Origin of the sequence: Nonomuraea muscovyensis, assembly GCF_014207745.1 — a bacterium.
Lineage (GTDB): Bacteria > Actinomycetota > Actinomycetes > Streptosporangiales > Streptosporangiaceae > Nonomuraea > Nonomuraea muscovyensis.
Map to the genome: position 1 here is coordinate 1,421,540 of NZ_JACHJB010000001.1, position 21,197 is coordinate 1,442,736.

11 protein-coding genes are annotated in these 21,197 nt (G+C 74.9%); 5 read left to right on the plus strand and 6 right to left on the minus strand.

The features are described from left to right. Positions 1–146: 146 nt before the first annotated feature. Genes FHU36_RS06730 through FHU36_RS06745 form a run of 4 tightly spaced genes read left to right on the plus strand, consistent with a single transcriptional unit; the run spans position 147 to position 5,463 of the window. On the plus strand, positions 147–1,283 hold the full coding sequence (locus FHU36_RS06730) for an ATP-grasp domain-containing protein (RefSeq protein WP_185082905.1): 1,137 nt from the start codon (positions 147–149) through the stop codon (positions 1,281–1,283). Further along, the gene (locus FHU36_RS06735) at positions 1,280–2,767 is read left to right on the plus strand and encodes an IucA/IucC family protein (protein WP_185082906.1); all 1,488 of its coding nucleotides are present in this window, start codon (positions 1,280–1,282) and stop codon (positions 2,765–2,767) included. Before FHU36_RS06730 ends, FHU36_RS06735 begins: the two co-directional genes overlap by 4 nt. Beyond that, a complete protein-coding gene (locus FHU36_RS06740) occupies positions 2,768–4,312 on the plus strand; it encodes an IucA/IucC family protein (RefSeq protein ID WP_185082907.1) in 1,545 nt (514 codons plus the stop codon). Continuing rightward, on the plus strand, positions 4,309–5,463 hold the full coding sequence (locus tag FHU36_RS06745; RefSeq protein ID WP_185082908.1) for a type III PLP-dependent enzyme domain-containing protein: 1,155 nt from the start codon (positions 4,309–4,311) through the stop codon (positions 5,461–5,463). The genes FHU36_RS06740 and FHU36_RS06745 overlap by 4 nt, the downstream gene beginning before the upstream one ends. On the opposite strand, the gene FHU36_RS06750 is transcribed toward FHU36_RS06745, so the two are convergent. The 5 genes from FHU36_RS06750 to FHU36_RS06765 form a co-directional block, all read right to left on the minus strand. Further along, positions 5,423–8,755, minus strand: coding sequence for an ATP-dependent helicase (locus FHU36_RS06750; protein WP_185082909.1), 3,333 nt, complete (start codon positions 8,753–8,755; stop codon positions 5,423–5,425). The two genes, FHU36_RS06745 and FHU36_RS06750, sit on opposite strands and share 41 nt — an antisense overlap. Continuing rightward, complete coding sequence (locus FHU36_RS06755; protein ID WP_185084650.1) at positions 8,749–12,039, minus strand: ATP-dependent helicase; 3,291 nt, start codon at positions 12,037–12,039, stop codon at positions 8,749–8,751. The genes FHU36_RS06750 and FHU36_RS06755 overlap by 7 nt, the downstream gene beginning before the upstream one ends. Before the next feature lie 400 nt (positions 12,040–12,439). Then, positions 12,440–13,054 carry a cation transporting ATPase C-terminal domain-containing protein gene (locus FHU36_RS44180; protein ID WP_312891467.1) on the minus strand — a complete coding sequence of 205 codons (615 nt, stop codon included), beginning with the start codon at positions 13,052–13,054 and terminating at the stop codon, positions 12,440–12,442. After that, positions 12,970–16,956 carry a cation-translocating P-type ATPase gene (locus FHU36_RS06760; protein WP_246501974.1) on the minus strand — a complete coding sequence of 1,329 codons (3,987 nt, stop codon included), beginning with the start codon at positions 16,954–16,956 and terminating at the stop codon, positions 12,970–12,972. Before FHU36_RS06760 ends, FHU36_RS44180 begins: the two co-directional genes overlap by 85 nt. A gap of 70 nt (positions 16,957–17,026) precedes the next feature. Continuing rightward, positions 17,027–17,512 (minus strand): hypothetical protein, encoded by a 486-nt coding sequence (locus FHU36_RS06765; RefSeq protein WP_185082910.1) that lies wholly within the window; start codon positions 17,510–17,512, stop codon positions 17,027–17,029. Positions 17,513–17,648: 136 nt separating this feature from the next. On the opposite strand from FHU36_RS06765, the gene FHU36_RS06770 reads away from it, so the two are divergent. Then, positions 17,649–18,200, plus strand: a complete 552-nt coding sequence (locus FHU36_RS06770; RefSeq protein WP_185082911.1) for a Uma2 family endonuclease — start codon at positions 17,649–17,651, stop codon at positions 18,198–18,200. A gap of 112 nt (positions 18,201–18,312) precedes the next feature. Here the strand turns inward: FHU36_RS06770 and FHU36_RS06775 are convergent, their stop codons facing one another. Next, positions 18,313–21,165 (minus strand): CDP-glycerol glycerophosphotransferase family protein, encoded by a 2,853-nt coding sequence (locus tag FHU36_RS06775; RefSeq protein ID WP_246501975.1) that lies wholly within the window; start codon positions 21,163–21,165, stop codon positions 18,313–18,315. Positions 21,166–21,197: the final 32 nt, after the last annotated feature.

Genomic DNA, 21,197 nt, shown 5'->3' on the forward strand with positions numbered 1-21,197 from the left:
CGAATCCCATGTCATCCTATGGGCCCCGGAGTTCGCGCGGAGCCCTGGGCGGATTGCGGGGTCCGGGCGGCGGGATGATCGCCAACGGGCTAGGATCACATGGTTAGGTTAGCCTTACCTGATCGTTGTTCCGGGGGTGCCACGCGTTGCGGCTGTACCTGACCGCGCTCAAACCGACCGATTCGGTGACCGACGGGTTCCTTCCGGCCGCCCGCGCCCTGGGCTGCGAGGTGACAATCCTCACCGACCAGCCGGAGCGGCATCCCGGCGCGGTCGGCTGCGACGTGCGCGACCCTCGGGCGCTGATCGACGCGATCGCCTGCCTCGGCCGGCCCGACGCCGTCTTCTCCAACTCAGACCATCTGCAGGTGGAGACCGCGCTGGCGGCCGGCTACTTCGGGCTGCCGGGCAAGGACTGGCAAGCCTGCCTGTCGGCCAAGAACAAGTTCCTGACGCGCCGCGCCCTGGCCGAGGCGGGGGTCGAGCGGGTCTGGTCGGTACGGCTGGCGCCGGGTGACCCGGTGCCGGGCGGCGTTCCGTACCCGGTGGTCGTCAAGCCGCGCGAAGGGGTGGCCAGCGAGGACGTCGTGCTCGTCGAGGACGACCTGTCCCGGGCGGTGGCGCGGATCCGGCGGCGCCGGCCCGGCGAGGCGCTGGTCGTGGAGGAGTACCTGGAGGGGCCGCTGCGCACGCTGGAGACGCTGGGCGACGGGTCGGTGACGCGGGTGCTGGGCGGTTTCGCGACGACGCTGGGGCCGTTGCCGCACTTCGTGGAGGAGCGGCTCGACTGGTCGCCCGGCGGGCCGCACGACCACGTGCTGGCCGCGCTGGAGGCGCTGGGCGTGGGGTTCGGGGCGTGCCACACCGAGTACGTGGTGACGCCGGATGGGCCGCGCATCGTCGAGGTCAACTACCGGGTGATCGGCGACCACTGCGACTTCCTGCTGGCCGACCTGCTGGGGGTGCCGCTGTTCGAGTGGATCCTGCGGGCGCACCTCGGTGAGCCGGTGCCCGAGGTGCCCGCCACGTCGCGGCACGGCAGCGCGGTGAGCCTGGTGGCCGGCCGGTCCGGCACGATCACCGCGGCCCCGGCGGCGGAGGCGGTGACGCGGGACGGCGTGCGGCTGTGGCACCGGCCGCTGCGCGCGGTCGGCGAGGTGGTGGAGCGTACCCACACCAACCGCGACTACCTGGGGGTGATCCGCGCGGTGGGGCCGAACCGCGACCGGGTGGAGGCGGCCGTCGCGGGCTACCGGGCGGCCAGGCCCTGGGTGATCGGATGAGCCCGAGGGAGGCGTACCTGGCGGCGCGGGTGCTGGACGCGCTGCTGCGCGAGGACTACGGGCGGCTGTCGGACCGGGTGAGCCGCAGCCGCGACGGTGTCGGGCTGGTGCTGGCCGGCGGCCGGGTGGTGCGGCTGGCGCCGGGCGGGTTGTTCCAGGACTTCGTGGTCGCCGCGGGCGAGCGGCTGGCGCTGCGCGAGGTGCTCGCCACGCTGGCGGAGGTGGCCGATCCGGCCGACGGCGAGGGGGTGGCGGCGTTCGGCGAGGAGTGCGCGCAGGCGTTGCGCGCCTGGGAGCTGCACGACGACCGGGCGGCCGCAGTGCTGGCCGCGGGGCCGTCGTACGAGACGCTGGCCGCGTTCGCCGACCATCCGGTGTACCCGACGGCCCGCGCCCGGCTGGGCCTGACGGAGGGCGAACTGCTGGCGTACGCGCCGGAGTTCGCGCCGTCGTTCGAGCTGCGGTGGGCCGCGGTGCCGCGCCCGATGCTGCGGGCGGGCTCGGCGGAGCTGCCCGCCGACGTGGCGCCCCCGGGGATGACGGTCGGCGCGGACGAGGCGCTGTTCCCGGTGCACCCCCTCGCCGCCGAGGAGGTGGCGAAGATCGACGGGGTACGGCTGCTGGACGGGGCGCGCGTGACCGTGCGGCCCACGCTGTCGATGCGGACCGTGGAGGTGACCTCCCGGACGCACCTGAAGCTGCCGCTGCCGACCAGCACGCTGGGCGCGCGCAACCGCCGGTCGATCAGGCCGGGCACGCTGGAGGACGGCGCCCGCGCCGAGTCGCTGCTGCGGCGGCTGGCCGATCCCGAGGTGGTGGTGGCCGGCGAGCAGACCTACGCGCACGCCGGGCACGACTACCTCGCGTGGATGGTGCGGCGGCTGCCCGAGGGCGTGATCGTGCCGGTGGCCGCGTTGACCGTGCCCGGCGTGCTGTCCGGGCTGGGCGACGTGCTGCCCCGCTACCTGCGCGTGCTGATGCGCTGGAACGTGCGGCTGTTCGTCCGGTACGGCGTGGCGCTGGAGGCCCACCAGCAGAACCTGGCGCTGGTCTTCCACGACGGCGGCATGCGGCTGCTGGTCAAGGACAACGACGGCCTGCTCGCCTCCCCCGCGAGGCTGGCGGCGGCCGGGATCGAGGTGCCGGCCTTCGCCGACGAGCGGATGCTGACCGACGACCCGCACGCGCTGGCCGACGTGTTCGTGACCATCACGCTGCACCTGGCCGCCGCCGCGGTGGCCTTCGGCGCGCTGCCGCACCGGGAGGCCGCCGCGCTGGTGCGCGACGCGCTGGACGAGGCGCTCGACGCGTACGGCGACGACCCGATGGCCAGGCTGCTGCGGGCCAGGACGCTGGAGGCGGCCCGGCTCACCGGCAAGTCGATGATCACCGCAGGGACGCTCGTGGCCAAGGAGCGGACGGGCGCGCGGGACGTCAACAAGTTCTACGGCACCAGCGGGCCCAACTACCTGAGGAGAGCTTGAATGCACGGTCTGGTCCTCGACGCGCCCGGGTCGCCGGCCGAGGAGGCGACGCTGGCGGCCCTGCTCCGCTGCTGCGTGCGGGAGGTGGCCGGGCCGCGCGGGCTGGTGTGGCCGGCGCCGCCGTACGTGCTGTTGCGGGTGGGCGGCGTGCTGCTGCGGGCGCGCACGCGCGGCGGCGCTGCGCTGCGCTTCGACGGGCCGCCGGAGCGGCTGGCGGCCGGCGCGTGGTCGCCGCTGACGTCGGACGAGCTGGTCCGGCTGGTGGAGCGGGAGCTGTCGGCGGTGGGCCGCAACGAGGAGTTCGCCGGGCAGGTGGCCGCCAGCAGGGAGGCGGTGGCGGCGATCCTCCGGGCGCGGGCCGGGGCCGAGCCGCCGGCCGATCCGTGGCTGGCCTCGGAGCAGGCCCTGGTGTTCGGGCATCCGTTCCATCCCAGTCCGAAGGCGCGGGGTGGTGACCGCTGGCTGCGGTACGCACCGGAGGCACACGTCGAGTTCCCCGTGCGGCTGCTGGGGGTGCGTGCCGGCGTGCTGGCCGAGGAGGGCGACGCCTCGGCGCTGGACCTGCTGGGCGAGGCGCCGCCGGGCTACCGGCTGCTGCCCGCGCATCCGTGGCAGCTCGACCTGCTGCGCCCGGCCCTGGGCGAGGAGCTGATCGATCTGGGCGACGGGCCGCCTGTCGTGCCGACCTCGTCGGTGCGGACGGTGTACGCGCCGACGGCGGGGGCGTGCCTGAAGTTCAGCCTGGACGTGCGGATCACCAACTGCGTGCGCAAGAACGCCTGGTACGAGCTGACGGGGGCGGTGGAGCTGAGCTCGCGGCTCGGGCCGGTGTTCAAGGAGGTGGCGGGCAGGTTCCCCGGGACGCGCTGGCTGGCCGAGCCGGGCTACCGCTCGGCGCGCCTGGGGACGCGGCTGCTGGAGGGGCTGGGGGTGATCGTCCGGGAGAGCCCGTGGTCGGTGTGCTCTCCCGGCGTCGTGCCGGTCCTGGCGGGCGCGCTGGCCGCCGAGGGGAGCGCCGCGCGCGACCCGCTCGGCTGGTGGACCGCGTACGTGTCGGTGGTGGCGCCGCCCGTGCTGGAGCTGTTCTTCGCGCACGGCGTGATCCTGGAGCCCCACCTGCAGAACGTCCTCGTCGGCCTGGACGCCGACGGCATGCCGCGCGAGGCGGTGTTCCGCGACCTGGAGGGCACCAAGCTGGTGGCCGGCCGGCACGACCTCGGCGGGCTGCCGGAGCCGGTGTCGCGGGCGATGACGTACGACGCCGAACGCGGCTGGGCGCGGGTGGTCTACTGCCTGCTGGTGAACCACCTCACGGAGATCGCCGCCACGGTCGCGGCGCCCGGCGGCGACGAGCTGCTGCGCGAGCTGTGGCGGGCCGCCCGCGACATCCTAGCCGGGCACGCCGGCGACCTCGGCCGGCCGGAGCCGCTGTCCGACCTGCTGGCCGGGGCGCCGCTGCCCGCCAAGGCCAACCTGGGGGTCCGCTGGGCCCGCGCCGCCGACCGGGCGGCCGGCTACGTGCCGATCGCGAACCCCCTCGCATGAACGCGCCCGCCGAGTTCGTCCCCGCGGTGTTCGTCCCCGCCGTGCTCGCCCCCGCCGTGCGTGAGGCGGCCCTGCGGCTCGGCGACGTGCCCGCCTACCTCTACGACCTGGCCGCGCTGGACGCCCACGCCGCGTCGGTGCGGCGGGCGCTGCCCGGGGTCGAGCTGTACTACGCGGTCAAGGCCAATCCGGATCCGGAGCTGCTGCGGGTGCTGGAGCCGCACGTGGACGGGTTCGAGGTGTCGTCGGCCGGGGAGCACGCCCACGTGGCGGCCCTGTTCCCGGGCAAGCCGCTGGCGCTGGCGGGGCCCGGCAAGACCGACGCGGAGCTGCGGCTGCCGCACCACCGCATCCACGTCGAGTCGCCCAACGAACTGCGGCGCCTGCTCGCCACCGGGCTGGCGGCCGACGTGCTGCTGCGGATCAACCCCGGCCTGCCGGTCGAGGGGGCCGCGCTGACGATGAGCGGCCCGTTCGGCATGGACGAGGAGGGGGTGGCGGAGTGCCTGCCGCTCTTCTCCGGGCGGGTGCGGCTGCGCGGCCTGCACGCCCATCTGGCCAGCGGCCTGGACGCCCCGCAACTGCTCCGGCTGGCCGAGCGGCTGCTGGACACCCCCCATGACGAGGTCAACCTGGGCGGGGGCATGGCGGTGTCCTACTCCGCGTCCTCCCCCGCGTCCTCGTCCGCGTCCTCCTCTGGGCTGGGCCCGGTATTCGACTGGGCCGGGTACGGCCGGGGGCTGGCCGGGCTGCGCCGCGCCGGGCAGCGGGTGCGGATCGAGCCGGGCCGGGCGCTGACGGCGTACTGCGGCTCGTACGTGACCCGGGTCGTCGACGTCAAGCGGGTGCGCGGCGAGGTGTTCGCGATCGTGCGGGGCGGCACGCACCACCTGCGCACACCGGCCGCCAAGGGGCACGACCAGCCGTTCGCCGTGCTGCCTACGGGTGACGGGCCTGGAGCGGAAGGGGAGCCGGTCACGTTCGTGGGGCAGCTCTGCACCCCTAAAGACGTCTTTGCCCGAAAAATCGTGACTTCGGTACGGGTGGGGGACACGGTGGTGTTCGCGATGGCCGGGGCCTACGCCTGGAACATCTCCCACCACGACTTCCTCATGCACCCGCACCCGGGCTTCCACTACTTGCGGGGTTGACCGGTGCGGGGTTGACCGGCGCCTGGTTGACCGGCGCCTGGTTGACCGGGACCGACTCGACGAGCGCCACCAGGCCGTCCGCGTCGAGCAGGTCCACCGGGCGGACGGTCCGGTTGGCGCGTACGTAGTGGAAGGCCGCGCTGACGCGGTCGAGCGGCACGCCCGCCAGGTGTGCCCAGGCCAGGCGGTAGGCGGCGAGCTGCACCGAGGCGGCCCGCGCCGCCTTGCCCGTGGGCGGCTCGCCGGTCTTCCAGTCGACCACCTCGTAGCGGCCGCCGGGCAGCTCGAAGACCGCGTCCATCCGGCCGCGCACCAGCCGGTCGGCGATCATGGTCTCGAACGGCACCTCCAGGTCGAGCGGCCGGCGTTCGGCCCACTCGCTCTCCTCGAAGCGCTCCTGCAGCTCCGCCAGCCGCACGTCGGCCTCCTCGATCTCGTCGATGAGGTCGAGGTCGAAGTCGTCGAGCAGCCGCTGCTGGTCCCAGCGCGTCTCCAGCCACTTGTGGAACGACGTGCCGCGGCGCGCCAGCGGGGCCGGCTTGACCGGGACCGGGCGGCGGATCCGGCGGGCCAGCTCGCGGGCGTCGGCCGCCAGCGTGACCAGCGACGACACGGTCAGCTTGGACGGCAGCTCGACGATCGTGGCGGTGCGCCGCCGGTGCTGCTCCCGCTCGCGCAGCAGCAGGTCGGTGTCGCGTTCCCAGGCGCGGACGCGCTCCTCCTCGAACGCGCGCACCGGCTCGTCGTCGGCGGGGGCCGGCGTGCCGGCCAGCGCCTCCTCGACCAGGCGGGCGCCGTCGAGGACCGACTCGTAGCGCAGGCCCTCGGGCGTGACCGGCCAGACGGCCTCGGCGGGCTCGGCCAGCAGCGGGTTGGTCTCGCCGTCGCGAAGCCCGGGCGCCCAGAACGCCACCTTGTCGGCGGTGTCGCGGATCTCCAGCAGGAAGTCGGACGGCTCCAGCGGCCTGGAGGCGGTGCCCCAGCGGTAGCCGGAGGCGATGAGGTGGTAGTGGGCCCGCGTGACGGCCACGTAGGCCAGCCGGCGTTCCTCCATCAGGTCGCGCTCGCGGCAGCTCTCGTCGAACGCGGCCAGCTCGTCCTTGGTCAGCCCGGTCAGCCGGGGCAGGTCGGCGACGTCGCCGCGCAGCGGGTAGGGCAGCTTGCGCGGGTTGTCGGTCCAGCGGCTGTTGGTGACCGGGGTGGCGGGGAACATGCTGCCGGTGGCGATCGTGCCCTTGGAGCTGATGAGCTGCGACAGGCCCGGCACGACCACGACGGGCCACTCCAGTCCCTTGGAGGCGTGCACGGTCATCAGCTTGACGCTGTTGCTCTCGCCGACCCTGCCGGCCTCCAGCCCGAACTCCTCGCTCTCGGCCGCCTGCAGGTAGGCGAGGAACGCCCCGAGCGTCGGGTCCTCCGAGTCGCCCGCGAAGCGCGAGGCCGCGTCGAGGAACGCGTCGAGGTCGGCGCGGGCGGCGAACGCGCTGACCGTGCCGCCGCGGGCCGCCACCTCGATGTCGAGGCCGAGCCGCCGCTCCACCTCGGTGATCAGGTCCGGGAGCGGCTGGGCGGTGTGCGCGCGGAGCTGGCGCAGCTCGTAGGCCAGGGTGACCAGCCGGGTGCGCGCCAGCGGCGAGAACGCCTCCAGCCACTCCTGCCGGTCGGGCAGCTCGTCGAGCGCGTCGACGAGGCTGCCGCGTTCCTCGGCCAGGTCGGCCACCACCTGGTCGAGCGGGTCGCGCTCGCGGCGGCTCTCGCGGGCCTCGCGGGTCAGCTCCCTGGCGTACTCGCCCAGCACCCTCAGGTCGGCGGGGCCGATCCGCCAGCGCGGCCCGGCCAGCAGCCGGGCCAGGGCGTCGCCTGCCGTCGGGTCGTAGAGCACGCGCAGGGTGGCCACGATGTCGCTCACCTCGGGCACGGTGAGCAGGCCGCCCAGGCCCACCACCTCGACCGGGATGTCACGCTCTTCGAGCGCCCTGCGCAGCGCCGGGAACTGCGACCGTTTGCGCGCCAGGATCGCCACGTCCTGGGGTTGCAGAGCGGGCGTCTTCTTGCGTTCGCCCTCGCCCCAGGGCAGGCCGTCGGGCGCCACCTCCTGGCCGAGGATCCTGGCCAGGCCGTCGGCGATCCAGCGCGCCTCGTCCTCGGCCGTCTCGTGGAAGGCGCAGGTGACGCGGCCCCGGTCCACCCGGTTGGGGCCGGGGACGAGCACGGGCACCTCGCGCGCCTCCATGCGCAGCGGGAGCTGGACCCGGGCCGCCACGTCGAGGACCCGGTCGCCGTTGCGGAAACTCACGCTGAGCTGGCGCACCTGCGCCGGGTCGCCCGCCCGGGTCCGGAAGTCGGCGGGGAAGCGGCGCAGGTTGCCGGCCGAGGCGCCGCGCCAGCCGTAGATCGACTGGCAGGGGTCGCCCACGGCCGTGACCGGGTGGCCGCCGCCGTACAGGCTCTTGAGCAGGACGAGCTGGGCGTGGCTGGTGTCCTGGTACTCGTCCAGCAGCACGACGGAGAAGCGGGACCGCTCGATCTCGCCGACCTCCTTGTGGTTGGCGGCGATCCGCGCGGCCAGCGCCATCTGGTCGCCGTAGTCGATGACCTCGCGGGCGCGCTTGAGCCGTTCGTACGCCTCCACCAGCGGGAGGAGCTGCTCCCTGGCCCCCTGGACGCTGATGGGGCGGCGTTGGGCGAGTGTGGTGCGGCCGGAGAGCCGGCCGTGCAGGTCGTCCAGCCACTCCCCCACCCGGCGCACGTCGGCGGCGGCGCGCAGGTGCTCCGACAGCTCGCCGGCGAGCTCCAGCACGGCGGCGGTGACCGACGGCGGGCCCAGCTCGATCCGGTCCATCGGGCCGTCGTACATCGCCACCACCCTGGAGGCGAGCTGCCACGACACGGCGGGCGTGACCAGGCGCATGGTCGGCTCCATCGCCTCGCGCAGCGCGTGGTCAGTGACCAGGCGGGCGGCGTAGGCGTGGTAGGTGGAGACGGTCGGCTCGTTGTCGAGCAGCTCCGGCTCGACCAAGCCGGCCTCGGCCAGGCCGTTGAGCCGCTCGCGGACGCGGGTGGCGAGCTCGGCGGCGGCCTTGCGGGTGAACGTCAGGCCGAGCACGTTCTCGGGCCTGACCAGGCCGCGCGCCACCAGCCAGACGACCCGGCCGGCCATCGTCTCGCTCTTGCCGGAGCCGGCGCCGGCCATGACGACCATGGGTTCGAGGGGGGCCTGGACGACGTCGGCCTGTTCGGGGGTGGGCGGCAGGATGCCGAGCTTGCCGGCCAGTTCGGCGGGGGTCAGCACACCTGGCCCCCGCTGTCGTTGACCGGGCAGCTCGCCTTGGCCGCGCAGGTGCGGCAGCCGTCGTTGGCCTTGGCCTGGAAGAAGGGCCCGGACATGCCGATCGCGACGGTGTCGACGAGGTCTCCGGCCCAGCCGGGGTCCGGGTCGTCGGCGAGGGCGCCCTGCTGCTGCTCCAGCGCGTCGTTGCGGCCGGCCGCCTTGCCGAGCTGGACGAGGGCGGCGCCGCCCGGCTCGGTCATGCCGTGCCGGGCGAACGCGCCGAGCAGCGCGGCGAGCTGGTAGACGCCGAGCTGGGGGTGGCGGTCCAGCTCGCCCGCCTTGGGCTTGGAGCCGCCGGTCTTGAGGTCGATGATCACGGCCCGGCCCTCGGAGTCGCGTTCGACCCGGTCGACACGGCCCTTGATCTGCACCCCGTCGCCGACCATGGCCGTGAAGCCCTCCTCCAGGGCGACCAGCTCGCGGGGGTTCTCCTTGTGCCAGCGCAGGAACTTGGTGATCATCTGCTCGGCGACCTGGCGCTGCTTGCGGTTGAACCAGACGCCGCCGAAGTCGAGCTCGGTCCAGATCTCGTCCAGGCGCCTGCCGAGCAGGTCCTCGCTCGGCAGATCGGTGGCGGCGAGCACGGCGAGCGCGTGGATGATCGTGCCGAGCCCCTGGGCCGAGCTGGTGCCGCCCGCGCCGACGGCCGTCTCCAACAGCCAGCGCAGGCCGCACTTGGTGAAGCTCTCCACGGCCGACGGCGAGATGCTGACCGTGTCGTCGGGCCAGCTCAGCGGCCGGTCGTCGGTCATCGTGGTCAGGGCGTACCACTCGTTGGGGTGGGCGCCCTGGACGCCGGCGGCGGCGAGCCGGGCGAGCTGCTGGGCCGCCTTGCGTCGCATGCCGGCCGGCCTGGTGGGGTCGGTGACGGCGCTTCTGAGGTCGGCGACCAGTGCCGACATGGTGAGCCAGCGCGCCCGGTCGTCGACCGTGGCCGTCTCGACCGCGCCCGGCATCAGCTCCGTCAGGAACCTCGACGGCCGCTCGTCGGTGTCCTCGCCGCCGACGGCCGTGACGACCAGGCGGCGCCGGGCCCGCGTGGCGGCCACGTAGAACAGCCTGCGCTCCTCGGCGAGCAGCTTGGACGTCAGCGACGCCGCGTTGGGACTGGCCCCCTCGACCAGCTCCACCAGGTCCTCGACGCCCAGCATCGAGCCGCGCAGCCGCAGGTCGGGCCAGACGCCCTCCTGGACGCCCGCCACCACGACCACGTCCCACTCCAGGCCCTTGGACCGGTGGGCGGTCAGCACCCGCACCGCGTCGCCGTCGGGGGCCCGCTCGGCCAGCGTGTCGCCCGGGATCTCCTGGGACGCCAGGTCGTCGAGGAAGACCTCGGGGCCCGCCTTGGGCATCCGGTCCACGAACCTGGCCGCCTGGTCGAACAGCGCCACCACGGCGTCGAGGTCGCGGTCGGCCTGCGCGCCCCTGGCGCCGCCGGACAGGCTCATCTCGGTCCACCGCTCGGCCAGGCCGCTCGCCTGCCAGACGGCCCACAGGATGTCCTCCGCGCTGCCCTGGGCCCGTACGGCCTCGCCCGCGGTGGCGAGCAGCTTGGCGGCCCGTTCGGCGGGCAGCGCGATGTGCGGCTCGATCCGGGTCAGCTCGCGCGCGTCGCGCAGCGCGGCGACCAGCAGCTCGCCGGACGTGCGCCGGGTCTCGTGGTCGTCCGGCGCGGCCTCGTTCTCGGCGATCTTGAGTGCGCGGCGGAGTCGGCGCACGCCGATCATGTCGGTGCCGCCGAGCGGGCCGGTGAGCAGTTCCTCGGCCACGCCCTCGTCGAGCGCCCCCGGGTCGAGGGCGACCCGGAGCATCGTCAGCAGGGGGCGTACGCCGGGCTCCTGGGCGATCGGCACCTCGTCGCCGGCCACCATGGTCGGCACGCCGGCGCTGACCAGGGCCCGCCGCAGCAGCGGCACCTGCCTGGACGCGGAGCGCACGAGCACCGCCATCCGGTGCCACGGCACGCCGTCGATGAGGTGGGCGCGGCGCAGCGCGTCGGCCACGACAGCCGCCTCCTGGCTGGTGCTGTCGGCGAGCAGCACCCGCACCTCGCCGGGGTCGGCCTCGGGCAGGGTCAGCAGGTCGCGGTGGCCGTGCATGCGCCGCACCGGCGCGGCGGGAGCGGACTGCGGCTCGGGCCGGGGCTCGGCGGCGAGGCCGGGCAGATCGGGCAGGTCAGGCAGGCCGGGCGGGCCGGGCGGGCCGGGCGGGTGGCCGTCCGTACGGTCCGGCGCGGGATCGGGGAGGGGGTCGGCAGGGAGGGGCGCGGGAGGGAGGGGCACGGCGGGGAGAGGCGCGGCGGGGAGGCGGGCGGCGACGCGGCGGGAGGCCTCCAGGAGGTCGGCGCCGCTCCGGCGGCAGACGCGCAGCGCCAGGACCGGGGCGTCGCGGCCGTCGAGCGTGCGGAACCGTTCGGGGAACTTCAGGATCCCGCGCACGTCGGCCCCGCGGAAGCCGTAGATCGACTGGTCCGGGTCGCCCACCGCGACGAGGTCGCGCCCGTCGCCCGCGAGCTGCTGCAGCAGGAACTCCTGAGCCGGGTCGGTGTCTTGGTACTCGTCCACGAACACCACGTCGTGCGCGGCCCGCTCCCGGCGGCGCACGTCGGGGTCGGCCAGCAGCCCCGCCGCGGCCCTGATCAGCTCGGCGTAGTCGAGCGCCGGCTCGGGGTCGAGGTCGAAGCGCCGCTGATAACGCGTGGAGAAGCGGCCCGCGGCCACCCAGTCGGCCCTGCCGTACCGCCTGCCGAGCTCTTCGAGCCGCTCCCCGTCGAGGCCCCGCTCGGCGGCACGGGACAGGAAGTCGCGCAGCTCCTCGGCGAACCCGCGCGTCTTGAGCGCCTCGCGCAGCGACTCGGGCCACTCGCGGGCCCCGTCCTCCAGCTCGCCGTGCAGCAGCCGCCGGATCTCCAGAAGCTGCTCGGGGCCGGTGAGCAGCCGCGGCGGCGCCTCACCGGCGAGCACCGCCTCGCGGCGCAGCAGCGCGTACGCGTAGCTGTGGAAGGTGAGCGCCAGCGGTGTCCTGGTGGTGCGGCGCAGCCGGGCGGTCACCCGTTCGCGCAGCTCACCGGCGGCCTTGCGGCTGTAGGTGAGGATGAGCACCCGCTCGGGATCGGTGCCGCGGCGCTCGATCCGTTGGACGACCGACTCGACGATGGTCGTGGTCTTGCCGGTGCCCGGCCCGGCGAGCACGAGCATCGGGCCGCCGCGATGGGCGACCACGGCACGCTGATGCTCATCGAGCACAGGGGCCTCGGCGCGTCCCGTGCCCCCGCGCCGCACCAGCCGCCAGGTCTGACCACTCACAGCACTAGATTCCACCAGACCACAGGGGTAGATCGTGCCGGGTTGACCGGTCTTCTCGCGAGATCCGCCCACCGTAGCGGCGCGGGGAGCCGATTTCCCGCCGACACGCCGCAGGCCGGAGCAGGTCCGACCGTACCGGAGCGGACCGGGACAGGTCAGGCGGGGCGTCGGAGGACGGCCGCGAAAAGGGCGTGGAGCAGGCGCATCACCAGCGCCTCCAGGAGCATGAACGCCACCTTCGCGAGCACCGAAGCCATGAATCCGGACACTGAGCACCTCTAGGGGGAGAGTAGGTATTTAGTGGCAGATTTCACCATAAACGCGGCGAGATAGATACGGCCTACAGGGCCGGCCGGTGAACATCCGATGACCGGCCCGAAGCCGCCCGCTCCACCAGGCCCGCCACCAGCACCGCGGCCAGGGCGCAGCCGAGCCCGATCACCCAGCCCGCCGGACCGATCGGACGGCAGCCGAACAGGCCGCTCAGCCCCGGCACGGACACGATGACGGCGAGCACGGCCAGCGACGACAGCGAGGCCAGCAGCACCAGCCGGTCCCGGCCGCCCACCACGAGGGTCTGCAGAAGCTGTGCCCCCACCAGGCCGACCAGCCCCACCGTGTCGGCCCGGGCGCGGGTGCCCGTCACCCGGGCCAGCAGCCACGCCGCGCCGGCCGCCGCCGCGCTGGTGACCGCCCGCAGGTGGATGTCGCGGGTCAGGGCCGCGCCCAGCGACGCCTCGGGGCCCTCGGCGAGCAGCTTCTCCGGGCTGACCGCGCCCGGCGCGCGCACGGCCACCGCCATCGCGGGCAGCATGTCGGTGAGCAGGTTGACGAGCAGGAGCTGGCGGGCGTTCAGCGCGCTGTGCCCGGTCAGCAGGCTGGAACCGAGCGTGAACGCGATCTCCCCGATGTTGCGCCGAGCAGCATGCCGAGCGAGTCGCGAACCGATCCCCACATGGCCCGCCCCTCCACGATCGCGTCGATGATCGTCTCGATGCGGTCGTCGGTCACCACGATGTCGGCGGCGGCCCGCGCGGCCGGGGTGGCCTGCGGCCCGAGCGCCACGCCCACGTCGGCGAGCCGGATGGCCGGGACGTCGTTGGCGCCGTCGCCCGTGACGGCCACCACCCTGCCCACCCGGCGCAGGCCGGCGACGATCCTCGCCTTGTGCTCGGGGGTGACGCGCGCGAAGACCGCCACCTCGGACAGCGCCTCGGCCAGCGCGTCGTCGTCCAGCCGGTCCAGCTCGGGCCCCGTCATCACGCGCAGGCCGTTCAGGGCGTTGATCTCCGCGGCGATGGCCTCGGCCGTGCTCGGATGGTCCCCGGTGATCATGACGACCCGGACGCCCGCCCCCATCAGCCCCTCGACGCTGCGCCTGGCGGTCGGGCGGACCGGGTCGGCCAGGCCGAGGAAGCCGAGGAAGCGCAGCCGGTCGATCCGCGACTCGTCCAGGTCGGCGCGGCTGGAGGCGTCCCGTTCGGCGACCGCGAGCACCCGGTAGCCCTGCAGGGCCAGCCGCTCCACCTCATCCTCCAGCTCGCGCCTGGCGTCGGCGTCCAGCGGGACCGTCTCCGTCCCGCGTGCCAGGCCGGCGCAGCGGGTGAGCACCACCTCCGGCGCGCCCTTCACGCTCAGCAGGTGCCGCTCCCCGGTCAGGCCGAGGACGGCGTGGTAACCGCGCGCCGGCTCGAAGGGCAGCTCGTCGATCCGCCGCCAGCCCCCCTGGGTGACGCCCAGGCCCCGCGCGCCCTCCACGACGGCGCGGTCGGTGGGATGGGGGATGGCGCGCCCGTCCTCGTGGCGGGGGCAGGCGCGCAGCGCGGCGGCTACGACCTCCTCCAGCTCGGGCGTGAGCTCCTCCACCGCCTTCTCCACCCACCCGTCGGACACCCGCCCGAGGGTGATCCGGGCCTCGGTGAGGGTGCCGGTCTTGTCGAAGCAGAGCACGTCCACCCGGCCGAGCGCCTCGATCGTGGACGGGTTGCGCACCAGCGCGTCGCGGGCCGACAGCCGCTTGGCGGACGCCAGCTCGGCCACGGTCGCCACGAACGGCAGCCCCTCCGGGACCGCCGCGACCGCCAGACTGACCGCGGGCGCGACGGCCGCCGCGACCGGCGTACCGCGCAGCAGCTCGATCGCCATCAGCAGCAGGCCCGCGCCGACGGAAGCGGGCAGGATCCGGCGGCTCAGCGACCGCAGCCGCAGCTCCACCCCGCTCGGCGGCGCACCGGCCGCCGCCAGGCGCGCGGTCCGGCCGGACTCCGTCGCCTCCCCGGCGGCCACGACCACGGCCAGGCCGTGCCCGGCCGCGACCGTCGTCCCCTGGTAGACCATCGAGCCGCGTTCGGCGACGGCCGCCGCCGCCGTGGGCGCCGCCGTCTTGGCGACGAGCTGCGACTCGCCGGTGAGCGTCGACTCGTCCACTTCCAGGCCCGCCGCCTCGATCAGCCTGCAGTCCGCCGGCACGGCGTCGCCCGCCCGCAGCTCCACCACGTCGCCGGGTACCAGGTCGTCGGCCATCGCGGTCACCTCGCCGTCTGGCCTGCGCAGCCGTACCGGCACGGCCGTGACGCGCGTCAGCCGGTGCAGGGCCCGGTCGGCGCCCCACCGCTGAGCCCCGCCGAGCAGGGCGCCCGAGGCCATCACGCCGGTGATCAACGCCGCGTCCAGCACCGAGCCGACGGCCGCCGACACGCCCGCGCCCGCGGCGAGGACAGGGGTGAGCGGGTTGGCCAGCTCGCTCACGCAGGCACGGGCCAGCGAGCCGGGTCCCTGCCCGGCCCTCTCCCCCACCGCCGCGCGGCGGGGCGGGGCGGCCCGGCGGCCCGGCGAGCGCACCGTCGTGTCACCGGAGGGGTCGGCCGGGCTGCCCGCGAGGCCCGTCGTTCCGCGGCGACGGGCCTCCGCCTCGGTCAGGCCGTGTGGCGAGGAGCGCAGCGCGGCCAGGACGTCGCCGACCGGCATGGCGTGCCAGGGCGTGTGGTCGGCCGGGATCGGCGGCGCCTGCCGGCCGGCCCGGCGGCCCGTCCACTCCCCCGCCACCAGCGCCGCCGCCGACGTGCAGTCGGCTGCCAGCTGTGCCCGCCGCAGCGCGCCCCGCGCCGTCCCGACGGCGGCCAGCCCCGCCCCCACGACCGCCCCCGCCGCGGCCACCCGGACGCCGCGCCTGCCGGCCCGGCGGGCGTGCGGCAGGCAGCTCAGCAGCAGGTGCGCCCCGTCGAGCCCGCCGATCACGTCGGCGTCCCACGGCACCCGCCCGGTCCCGTCCAGCACGCCGATGCCCAGGTCGGCCTGGACCAGGCCGCGCCGCGAACGCCGCGACACCACCGCCACGCCGTGCCCCTCGGCCTGCAGCGCCCGTACCGAGGCCGCCAGCCGCGCGCCCCCCGGCACGGTCCTGGTCACGCCGAGCCGCCCCGCCAGGCCGGCGTCCCCCCCGGCCAGCACCACCGCGCAGGCCCCCCTGGGCGCGGCGGCGATCGCCTCAGCGAGGGGCACGGGCTCGGGCGCGAGGCCGACCAGCGCCACCGGCGTGCCGTTCCTGGCCACCACGACCGGCCGCACCCCCTGCCGCCGCCACGCGCTCACCTCGGCCCGCTCGTCCGGGGCGGCGGGCCCCGCCGTCCAGCCGTCGCGCTCGCGGTGCGCCCCGGGGTCGGCGAGGTCGAGGAGGGAGTACAGGCGGGCGTGCAGCTCGTCCGGGTCCGCGCCCGGTTCCAGGGGAACGACACCGTGGACCGTCCACCGGCCCGTCGTCAGCACGCCGGCGTCCAGGACGACCGTGTCGAGCCGGTCCATCCGGTGCAGCGCGTGGCGGTCCAGCACGATCGTGTCGCGTTCGGCCAACGCGCGGACGACGGCACTGGTGAACGCCTCCCTGCCCAGCCGCGCCGCCCGGGGCGTGGCCGCCACCAGCACCGGCAGCGCCCGCCGGCGGTCGCCGCTGACGGCCGCCGTGAGACCCTGCGCGGCGAGCGCGGCGGGACTCGCCAGGTCCGCGTACCGCTCGACGGGGCCACGCGGCAACCTGACCGGTCGCGGGCCCGCCGCCATCCGGGTGTGCCGGTAGGCCCCCCTCGTGGCGGCCAGCTCCTCCTCCCGCAGCTCCCAGGCACGGCGGCCGGCCCGGGCGTCCAGGTACCGGCCCGCCGCGGCGGCCGAGTCGATGAGCAGCGAGACGGGGCGCCGGGCCAGGGCATGGGTGAGGAGTCGCGCCGAGGCCAGCACCGCCTCGGCCGTCTGCCGGCCGAGGCGTTCCTCGATCTCCCGCCGCACCCGCGGGGTGTGCTCGACCAGACCGGTGACGGCCGGCACGATGGGCGGCAGCTTCGGTACGCGGGCGACCTGACCGGCCAGCGCCACCCCGGCGCCGACGAGGTGCAGGCCCAGGCTCACGGCGGCACGGGCCTGCTGCTCCACCCCGTCGAACAGCCTCCCCCCGTCGCTCCCCTCCGCGGCGGAGGACCCGTCTCCCGCGCCGGCGGGCGTGGTGTCCGGGTCGTGGGGCCCGTCCGCTGCGCCGGGGTGGTCGAGCTCTTCCACGACCGCCACGAACGCGGCCACGGACGCCGCGTCGAGCCCGTCCGCGCCCGCGTCCACGCGGCTGACGAAGCCGACGAAGACGCAGCCGAGTGCGCCGTTGACCTCCGCCCGGTCCGCCCCGGCGGCCCGCAGCCGCTCCTCCAGGGCGCGGGCGGCCCGCTCGGTACCCGGGCCGCCGAGGTCGCGCAACTCGATGCGGACGCCTCCGGCGCACTCCCGCACCAGGCGCGGGCGGGGAAGCAGGTCGCGTACCGGGTCGGGGAGCATGGCCAGCAGCGTGCCGGTGGCGAAGCGGATGCCGGGCAACCGCATGTGCACTCCCCTCGGACGGCGGTGGCGACGGGTCGGGGGGAGTTCTTCGGGTGGACCGGGCGCGGCCGGGCTACGTCCTGGCCTTGGCGGCCTTCTTGCCGCGGGTAGCCTTCGCCCCTGCAGCGCGCTTGGCGGCCGGAGCCCGCACGGCGTTCCCCGCGTCACCGGGATCGGCCCCGGACGCCGGCTCCTTCGACCGGGCTCGCTGCGCGATCACCGTTCCCGCCCCGATGGCCGCGGCGACCGGCCACTCGATCACGCCGACCACCGCGAGCGCGCCCAGCGCCCCGTAGTACGCCACCCGCTCGGGCGGCGGCAGCAGCGACCTGGCCACGTCCACGGCGTGCCCGACCTCCTGCCTGTTGACGTGCGGCATCGTGACGTGGGACAGACGGGGAACCGGGAGGCGGGGCATGTCGGGCAGAGGCACGCGGGGCAGCCGGAGCTCCGGAGGGCGGATCCGGATGGTGACCATCGGCAGCTCCAGCGTCAGCTCGCGGGCGGTGTCGGCCGCCGTCCCGGCGGTGGCGGACGGGCGCGGCTGGGCGGTGGTCATGTTCTCTCCTCCGGGCCGAGCGGCTCTCCGTCTCCCTATCCCCGCATCGGAGCGCATTTCATGCCCGATACCAACCTTTTGACGCTTTCACTACCGTCTCAGCAGCACATTCCGTCACGAAGTCCGACGCTGTGAGATGGTGCACCGTACGGAGATCGCGAAAGCCATCGAGATCGTTGACGGCTACGTGGCCTACTGCCCATCCCCCGCACCCGACCATCAGACGGCGAACCGGCGGCTCGCCAATCTCTTGGAGCGCTACGCGGGCGCGGCCATGCGCGAGGGACACGAGTGCCTCACGGTCAACACGGACGTGGATCTGCGTCTGCGGGATCTCCCTCTGCTCAACCGGCGACCTGACGTGGCGCTGTATCGGTGCCTGGATCGCACCCGAGGCGAACGGCTCCGGGCGGAACACACCCTGCTCGTCGCCGAGATCGTCTCACCCGGATCCGAGACCCAGCACACCACCGACAAGCTCGGCGAGTACGCGAAGGCAGGCATCCCGCACTACTGGATCGTCCGGCTCGATCGCACCGGTGTGTCCGTCATCGAGCGCTACCGGCTGGACAGAGCGACGATGCTGTACAAGCACACCGGGACCTTCATGAAGGACGAGATCGGCGAGACGCCACTGGTCAGCAACCCCATTCCCATCGTGGTCGACTGGTCGGAGCTGGAGTTCTGACCACCGCCGTCACCCGAGTGTGACGAAACCCGGGCGGCCTCCGTGAGCGACCCGAGGCGGTGCGCCGATCGTGACGTCCTCGGCCCAGCCCCTTCCGGTGAGGGGCGGGCCGCTAGGTCCAGATGTGGTCGACGACCCGGGCCGTGGCCTTGCCGTCGTCGCGGGGGGCGTAGGTGGCGCGGAAGGCGTCGTAGCGGTCGGCGTGGGCCTGGGCGACCTCGTCGATCGAGCGCAGGGCGTCGATGACCTCGGCCGACGTCGACAGCACCGGCCCGGGGGCGATCTCCGGCAGGTCCACGTACAGGCCGCGCTTGGTGGAGTACTTGGGCAGGTCGTAGGCGTAGAAGACGATGGGCCGCCCGGTGGCCGCGAAGTCGAACATGACGGACGAGTAGTCGGTGACCAGCACGTCGGCCACCAGCAGCAAGTCGGCCATGTCGGGATAAGTCGTGACGTCGTGGGCGAGGTCAGGGACGGCGGGCACGGCCTGCATGGGGTGACCCCGTACGAGCAGTTCGTGGTCCGCCCCGAGCTCCACCCGCGCCTTGGCCAGGTCGAGCTTGACCATGGCGTTCTTACGGTCGTAGTCGCGCCACGTCGGCGCGTACAGCACGACCCGCTTGCCCTCGGTCAGCCCCAGCCGCTCGCGCACCGCCGCCGCCAGCCGATCGCGGTCGGGCGAGGTGAGCACGTCGTTGCGCGGCAGCCCGCTCTCCAGCACCTCGCCCTGATAGCCGAACGCCTTGCGCAGCACGGGCGTGGCCCACGGCGACTGCGACAGCAGCACGTCCCAGCCGCGCACCTCGGTGGCCTGCCGGTGCCAGATCGGCGGCCGGGGGTCGCGCTGCATGTGGGCCTGGTCGTTGCCGATGTGCTTGGCCGGGGTGCCGTTCCACGTCTGGAGCACCACCTGGTCCTCGCGGGAGCGGAACCAGACGGGCAGGAAGGAGTTGGTGACGATGTAGCGGGACCTGGCCAGGGCCGCGTGGTGCTCGCGGCTGCCCGCCCGCACCACGGTCGCGCCGTGCGGTGGGACGAACGCGCCGTCCTTGACGATCCAGATGTGCTCGCGGTCGTCGCCGCGCCGCAGCCGCTCCTCGTAGATGGCGCGGACGCTGTCGGCGTAGAGGCGGCCGTCGTTGACGACGTAGACGGTGGCGTCGGTCAGCGGCTCGGTGCGCTGGGCCGGGTAGAAGACCCGCCGCAGCACGTGGGTGCCGGCCACGCCCTTCTCGTCGGCGGGCCGCTCCTCCTCGACGGTGACCACGGGCACGTCGAAGCGGGTGGACACGATGCGGAAGGCGCGTCCGCCGAACGAGCGCGGGTCCTCGTCGAGGCCCGGCAACGCGGCGTGATCCATGCGCAACGGGACGATCTCGCCGGAAGGGTGGCGCAGGGACAGGTTCCAGGTGCCCGAGGCGAGCGGCACGCTCTCGCCGAAACGGTCCATCGCCGACGGCGTGAGCCGGACGGTGAACGCCTCGCCGTCACGCTCCATCGGGATGGTGTAGGTCAGGCCCGAACGGTGACGCAGGGAGACCACGCGCGGGCCGGCGGCGTCGGGATAGCTGCCGCGCAGGACCAGATCCGAGCCCTCCCAGACGGCCGAGGTGATCGCCGGGCGGGTGCGGTGGGCGGAGACGATGACCCGGTCGCGGCGGTCGCCGAGCACCGTGATCTCGCGGTCTCCGGAGACGGCCCTGGTCTCGCCGGAGTCGCCCAGCAGGACGGACGCGGCCGGGTCGCCCTTGGGCTCCACCCAGAGCCGCCGCCCGTCCTTCTCCTGCAGCAGCGCGGGCACGGCGAGGCCGACGACGATCTCGGTGCCGCCGGCGACGGGCGTGAACTCGGCCGCCATGCGGTGGCCGCCGAGCCGGGCGTGCCCCTTGGTGACGGTACGGCCGGACAGGAAGATCCGCAGTCCGAGGCGCTCGTCGTCGACCGTGACGGACCTCAGCTCGGCCCGGTTGGGCTGGAGCACCACCTGCAGGGCCCGGTCGGACGTCCACACCGGGCGGACCCACCAGCCGGGCCGCAGCTTGAGCCCGGCGGGCCGCTCGGGCCGGCCGATGGACGAGCCGCGCAGCAGGCCGGTGGCCCGGGCGCCGCGGCTCCAGAAGACGATTTCGGTACGCCACGTCGTCGTGTCGTGCACGGCGGGGCGGTGACGCATCCGCCGCCGGACGGCCGAGACGACCCCGCGCGCCGCGCCGCGCCAGCGCAGCGCCCACGGGCTGAGGTCGGCGGTGAAGCCGGACCAGTCGTAGTTGCAGCCCGGCTCGCGGGCGCCGTGGGTGGCCTCGGGCGCGAGGACGCGCCGGGTGCGCAGCCGTACGGGCGGCAGCCAGCGCGGCCCGCGCAGCACCACGGTCGCCCGGTTGAACCGGCGGCTGCGCACCGACAGCCCGGCGAGATAGGCGAAGCCGGTGATGCGCAGCTTGCCGTCGATCCACTGGATGTCGTCGATGTGGGTGACGGGCACCATGTCGGCGCGGCGCAGCCGGAACAGGGCCGGCGGCAACTCGTCCTGGAACGGCAGGTCGGCGTACCAGCGCAGGCCCTTGCGGATGCGCTTGGACGGCTCGGCCGCCGCGGCGACGACCTTGGCCAGCGTGTCGCCGTCGGTCAGCTCGTCGTCGGGCCGGGTCTCGATGAGGTGGCAGATGACGCGCCGAGCGACCGGCAGCTCGCGTTTGACGGCCGGGTCGACGGCCGCGAGGTAGGGGCGGATGAGCGTGAGGAGCTCGCGCCTGCGTGCGGGCCCGCGCTTGACGGCCAGGTCCATCCGCGAGCCGAGCGGCCCGCTGAGCACCTCGGCGTCGAACGCCGGATCGCGGCCGCCTGGACCGACCGCGCGCATGACCGCCTCGAGCGGCTCGCCGCGGTCACACAGATCCTGGACCGTCTTCAGACGGTCGGCGGCGGGTTCGCCGCCCGGGCTCTGGGCTGTGACGCCGGTGGCCATCGGGGGGCACCGCCTTTCCGCCGTCATTCTCT